Origin of the sequence: uncultured Tenacibaculum sp. (assembly GCF_947495995.1) — a bacterium.
Classification (GTDB): domain Bacteria; phylum Bacteroidota; class Bacteroidia; order Flavobacteriales; family Flavobacteriaceae; genus Polaribacter.
Genome location: NZ_CANMAX010000045.1, coordinates 1 through 243 on the forward strand (window position 1 = coordinate 1; position 243 = coordinate 243).

The window sequence follows — 243 nt, forward strand, 5'->3', positions numbered from 1 at the left end:
AGCGTTAGGAGTTGCAGTTAAAACTACATCAGTTCCGAAATCATAAGTTCCAGCAGTTGGAGTATTCGGATTTCTAGAAATAGTTCCGTTTGTAGCGTTAGTAGTTAAGGTATGCTGAATTTTACTAAATACTGCTGTTACAGTTTTATCCGCATCCATTGTAATGGTTAATGGATTTGTAGTTCCTGAAGCGTCACCTGACCAACCATCAAATTGATAACCAGCGTTAGGAGTTGCAGTTAA

General features: G+C 38.3%; 1 pseudogene. It reads right to left on the reverse strand.

The annotated features are described in order from the left end of the window. A pseudogene (locus tag Q1A15_RS20985) lies at positions 1–243 on the reverse strand (hypothetical protein); the annotation flags it as partial.